Consider the following 4,901-nt stretch of genomic DNA (forward strand, 5'->3'; position numbering starts at 1 on the left):
CAGACACCCAACAGATCCTGCCGACACAACACCCAACTGCCAAGCCCCACAACGAACTTCATTCTGAAACGATCAGTAAGAGGGCGTCTCACGTGGCAAGTTTCGCGAGCTTCTTGTAGCAGGTCAGGGCAGCGGCCAGGCCGAGGAAGGCGAGGAAGTGCGAGCCCTTTCGTTCGTATCGTATGGTCAGGCGGCGGTAGCCGAAGAGCCAAGCGATCGACCGCTCGACCTACCAGCGGTGCCGACCGAGGCGTTCGCCGGACTCGATGCCTGGCCGCGCGATGCGCGCGACGAGCCCACGCTCGCGCAGCCAGATGAGGTGTTCGGCGGAGAAGTACGCCTTGTCCGCGCGGAGTTTGACGGGCCGGCGCCGCCGTGGTCCCCGGCGGGACCGGACTGCGGGGATGCCGAGGATGAGCGGCTTGAGGGCGAGACTGTCGTGCATGTTCGCACCTGACACGGCGACGGCGAGCGGGATGCCCTGAGCATCGGATAGCACGTGCAGCTTGCTGCCCTTCTTGCCGCGATCGACCGGGTTCGGCCCTGTCAGCGATCCCCCTTTTGGCGCGAACGGAGGCCGCGTCGACGATCGCAGAGGTCCAGTCCACTTCGCCCCGAGCCCCGAGTTCGTCCAGCACCGCCCGGTGCAGCCGACGCCACAGGCCGGCCTCGGTCCATACCGTGAGGCGGCGATGCGCGGTGGCGGAGGACGTGCCGAACGTCGGCGGCAGATGCCGCCAGGCACAGCCGCTGGTCAGCACGTACACCTCTGCGGTGAACACGGCCCGCTGGTCGCGCGGAGCGGTCCCGCCACCTTGCGGTCGAGCCGCGAACGACGGCGGTAACGGGGCGACCAGCCTCCAGAGCTCATCAGGAACCAGACGCTTCGACAGATCAGCACTCACGGCCGGCATCATGCCGCTCGAACATCGAGCATCAAGTCACGGGGGACAGCCTTCTATGCCTCGACTGATGCGGCCGATCTGGCGGCCTGCTCGATCTTCGCGCAGTAGGCGGTGCGGGCGTCCTCATCGATCTGCATCTCGTGTTCGGGGCGCATCCCGGTTCGGCCGTCCACGCCTTCGCGCAGGATGTCGGCGTGCCCGGCATGCCGGTTGGTCTCGCCGAGGACGTGGACCAGGATTGCGAACAGGTTCGTGTTGCGATAAGGCTCCGGCCACCACGGCACGTGGCCCGGGGCATCGAGGGCAAGCGCGTCGATCGTCGCGTCTGAGTGTTCCCACGTGCGCCGGTAGGACTCGATGATCTGATCGCGCGCCTCGTCCTCAGCCGCCCACAGATCGCTGCCGTCGTGGTCCTGCCACCGGGGCAGCGGTTCTGGGGACGGCCGGTCGAAGACCTCGCCCAAGTACCTGGCCTCGACGCTGGCCACGTGTTTGACCAGGCCGAGGAGGTTGGTCCCGGTCACTGTCAAAGGTCGGCGGGCGTCGTATTCGGACAGGCCGTCGAGCTTCCAGAGCAGCGCCTTGCGGTCCCGCCGCAGTCGCCCGTGCAGGGTGCCCTTCGCGAATTCATCGATCATGCGGCATGAGCCTGCCATGGGCTACTCATGGCCTCAAGATCCCGTATGTGGACCGCAACGACCGGCAGTGCTGAAACCCGGCCATGGCCACCGCCCCGAGCCACTGAAGAAGCTCGCGGAACTTGCCACGTGAGACAGCCTCTAAGCTGATGTCGCGCTTTCGGGAAGCGGTCCCTTCCGTGCGTAGCCTAGGAAGCAGAAACTGGCCCTGGCTGCACCATCACCCGATCGGCGGCCATTCAGCTAGGCTTCAATGGGAATCAATATCCTGCGATTGCTGTTGCTTATCTCTTTCGCTACTCACCACCGGTCGGGAGGTGCTCCGCGCATAGAAGTGCCCGGCTTCGGCTGCTCCTGTCTTGCGGGCACTCGGGTTAGGACTCCCGAACAATCTTAAAGAGCACTCAGGGCATCCATATCGCTGTGCAGCTCACGGCTAGCCGAGTCTGGGCGTCAGCCCTGAGTAATGCAATGACAAGAAGGGGAAGCCTTGCCCAAGACACGGGGCAGGACCAGATGGAAGCTGTTCTCCATCCTCATGATTCCCAGCCTCGCCGCCAGTGCGGCACTGCTGGTTTCCGTAGCCGAGGGTGCGCTTGCTGCGTCGTTCCTCATCTCCGACCAGAAATTCAAAGTGACCGCCGAACGTATCGAAATCACCGGGGCGATCCAGTACGGTGCACTGGACAAGCGGTACGACGGAACAGTCGTCCCTGTCACGGTATCCGGTGCAGATCGCTCCACATCCTACGGTGTCTGCCAATCCACGGTTCAGCACATTCCGCTGATCGGCAAGGTCACTGCCAGGGTGACCGCCAAACGGGTCACAGCACTTGACTCGTATTCGGATGTGATCGAGTCGTCTCAAGGCACTGTCACAGACAAGAACCGCAGAACCGGCATCGCCGCCGGGGCCGCCAAGAAGGGGCCCGGCATCAACCCGGGCGACAATGTCGACCCCGCAAGTGCGGCGGCCGAGGCCGACTCGAGCGTGATCACTGATTCAAGGTCGATCCTGGTTGCGACGAGCGCCAGAGTCACCCAAACAAGTGGTGTCAGTACGAGAATCTACAAGGGCGTCAACGAATGCTTCTGAAGGAAGGAACAACGGGGAAGCTCCGCTTCTGGACACTCTTCTCGATCCTCCAGAAAACATGCCAGTCCTGGGCTCTTCCTTTCGACTCCAGTGTCCTGAAACGTGGCCATTACCTTCTCAAGGTCCTCCGGCCACGCTTCGGCGACTGGCGCCGAAGCAGACCGTTCTGGGCCGGGCTCCTGACCATGCTCGGCGGGGTGCCGATCATGTACTTGCCGTACGCAGCGCTCACCCTGGACACTCTCGCCCTCCGGATGGCAACCCCCGCGGGGTCCGGTTCACTGGTTATCGGCTCACTGCTCTTCGCACTGGGTATGATCATGTGGTTCCAGTCAAACTTGCGAGTATTCGCTGGCGTCACGACCACCATGCTCGCTCTGCTGTCCATCCCAATGTCCAACCTCGGCGGACTCCTCCTCGGCTTTCTGCTTGCACTGCTCGGCGGAACCCTGTCCATCGCCTGGACACCTATGGGCCATCCCGCAAAGGTGTGCTAGGTGCACGCGCCATTGTCGGGGAAGCTGAAGCGGGCAGCTGGCACCTCTGTTCGACGCGCGAGCGACACCCCGGAAAACTACCCGGCCTTTCTCGGCCTGGCAGCGGCCATCTGCTGTTACAAACGCTTCCGCCCGGCCGTAGACTTTGCCGCAGGATAAAAACATCTCCTTCACTTCACGACCACAGTTCAGAAAGTGTGTCGCTTACGGCACACGCCTCAGCAGGCACCAAACAGCGTCCGGCGCTGCGCCGAAGCAGGTGGGACGCGGCAAGACGGACAGGGCAACCTCTTGTGGCGCCGCGCCGAGGCGGCGCGACCAGCTGATACGACCAGGCCTGCCCGGACCTTCTTTGACGGACCGCCCCCCAGATGTACCAGCTGATGTTCTGCCGGGGAGAGTAGTTCCAGCGCCAGCCACCTCGGCAAGGTCCACAGCTTGCACCCCCAAGCCGGAGCATGCGCGGCGCTCACGCAGTCGCCGATCAGCCGGAGCCGCTCGGCATACCGCCAGAGGAGTCGTACTGGCGCTCGCGCCCATGACTGCAACCAACCGCCTTGGATCCGTACTCGCCGCCCGCTACCGGGCCGGACTCCGCCTCGCGGCACTCATCCTCTGGCTCCGCGAACCCGCCCAAGATCTTGGGCAGTCCTGGGGGACTCCGAGCGGAACCAGGGGCGGTACGTCCCACTCCAGACCATTGGGCCACTGGATTTTGGAATGAGCCGGGAGGACGCTGTCGCCGCCATGGCGGCGCAGGGCTTCACTGCGAAGCAACAACACGGGGGGGTTGCACTCAACGGGCCGTACGCAATGGCGGGCCGAGTTCTCGAAGCCACAGCCGGCCTGGAGAAGTCGACCAGCGGTGAAGGGCTACTTCGTCGAAGGCGCGGGATTGACGTGCGTGCTGGTGGATGGACGGCTCGGCCCACAGGTCACCCACGAGGGAATCCGTCTGATCGGCCGGGTTCCCTCGGAACTCTTCGAGGACATGGAGTCCTACGCGGTCCGGCACGACGTGGGGCTCCGGTCCAGTCCAGGAGGCGACCTGTTCGTCGACGGCTTCGAAATCGACCTGGGCGCACAGCGTGCCGGCGACGCCGTGGTGATCTGGGCGCGCTTCCCCACCTCGAAGGTTTGCGATGGTTCGCCGACTCTGTCGGCGAACCATGTCGCGTTCTACGTCGGGCAAGGGGACAACGCATCGCCGGATGGCGGATGGTTCCGCCTGGGTCCGGAACACACGATGGTGCATAGAAGGGGAGATCCGAGATCGCTCTGATTCAGCAGCCCCTCACTCCAAGGCGGTGACGCCGTGACCATTAACATCGCCAGGTCGACGGGGCCTTCGGCCTCGTCACACCTTCGGTCCGAACTCGACGAGACAGAAGCGGGCGGCGCCCTGGACCAGCATGACGACGGCGCCGCCGCGGAGACCGAGCACCAGCACCGGCACCTCTGGTTGCGATGTGAAGCCTCCACGCGCAGGGGTTCAGGTCCATAACTGGTGCGTCTACTGCCGCCAGCCGCGCACAAGGATGGTGACGCTGCGTATTCCAAGCCTACGATGGCATGCCCGAATGACGAGGAAGTCAATCAAGGTCAGGTGGTCCCGCTACGAATCGTCGCGGTGGCGACGGGGCGCTGGCAACAACGCATCTGGGCGAGCTGAACCAGCCTGTGGACTTACTGATCGTTTCAGAATGAAGTTCGTTGTGGGGCTTGGCAGTTGGGTGTTGTGTCGGCAGGATCTGTTGGGTGTCTG

The 4,901-nt window shown here is 63.9% G+C and carries 4 protein-coding genes and 1 pseudogene; 3 read left to right on the forward strand and 2 right to left on the reverse strand.

The window, feature by feature from the left end; genetic code table 11:
* Positions 1 to 88 precede the first annotated feature (88 nt).
* Both ACTMTU_RS35910 and ACTMTU_RS35915 read right to left on the reverse strand, forming a co-directional pair.
* A pseudogene (locus tag ACTMTU_RS35910) lies at positions 89 to 914 on the reverse strand (IS5 family transposase).
* A 44-nt stretch (positions 915 to 958) separates the two neighbouring features.
* Positions 959 to 1,543, reverse strand: a complete 585-nt coding sequence (locus tag ACTMTU_RS35915; protein ID WP_441267621.1) for a DinB family protein — start codon at positions 1,541 to 1,543, stop codon at positions 959 to 961.
* Positions 1,544 to 2,081: 538 nt separating this feature from the next.
* On the opposite strand from ACTMTU_RS35915, the gene ACTMTU_RS35920 reads away from it, so the two are divergent.
* The 3 genes from ACTMTU_RS35920 to ACTMTU_RS35930 all read left to right on the forward strand — a co-directional run bounded on the left by ACTMTU_RS35920 (position 2,082) and on the right by ACTMTU_RS35930 (position 4,418).
* Complete coding sequence (locus tag ACTMTU_RS35920) at positions 2,082 to 2,639, forward strand: DUF6230 family protein (RefSeq protein WP_441267622.1); 558 nt, start codon at positions 2,082 to 2,084, stop codon at positions 2,637 to 2,639.
* Between the two features lie 95 nt (positions 2,640 to 2,734).
* On the forward strand, positions 2,735 to 3,136 hold the full coding sequence (locus tag ACTMTU_RS35925) for a DUF6114 domain-containing protein (protein WP_441267624.1): 402 nt from the start codon (positions 2,735 to 2,737) through the stop codon (positions 3,134 to 3,136).
* A gap of 865 nt (positions 3,137 to 4,001) precedes the next feature.
* A complete protein-coding gene (locus ACTMTU_RS35930; RefSeq protein WP_441267623.1) occupies positions 4,002 to 4,418 on the forward strand; it encodes a hypothetical protein in 417 nt (138 codons plus the stop codon).
* The last annotated feature ends 483 nt before the right edge of the window (positions 4,419 to 4,901 follow it).

Source organism: Streptomyces sp. OZ13, assembly GCF_052068155.1.
Lineage (GTDB): Bacteria > Actinomycetota > Actinomycetes > Streptomycetales > Streptomycetaceae > Streptomyces.

Excerpts from the sequence above, each read along its gene's own strand:
- ACTMTU_RS35915 (WP_441267621.1), bottom strand. The coding sequence starts at position 1,543 with ATGATCGATGAATTCGCGAAGGGCACCCTGCACGGGCGACTGCGGCGG.
- ACTMTU_RS35920 (WP_441267622.1), top strand. The coding sequence starts at position 2,082 with ATGATTCCCAGCCTCGCCGCCAGTGCGGCACTGCTGGTTTCCGTAGCC.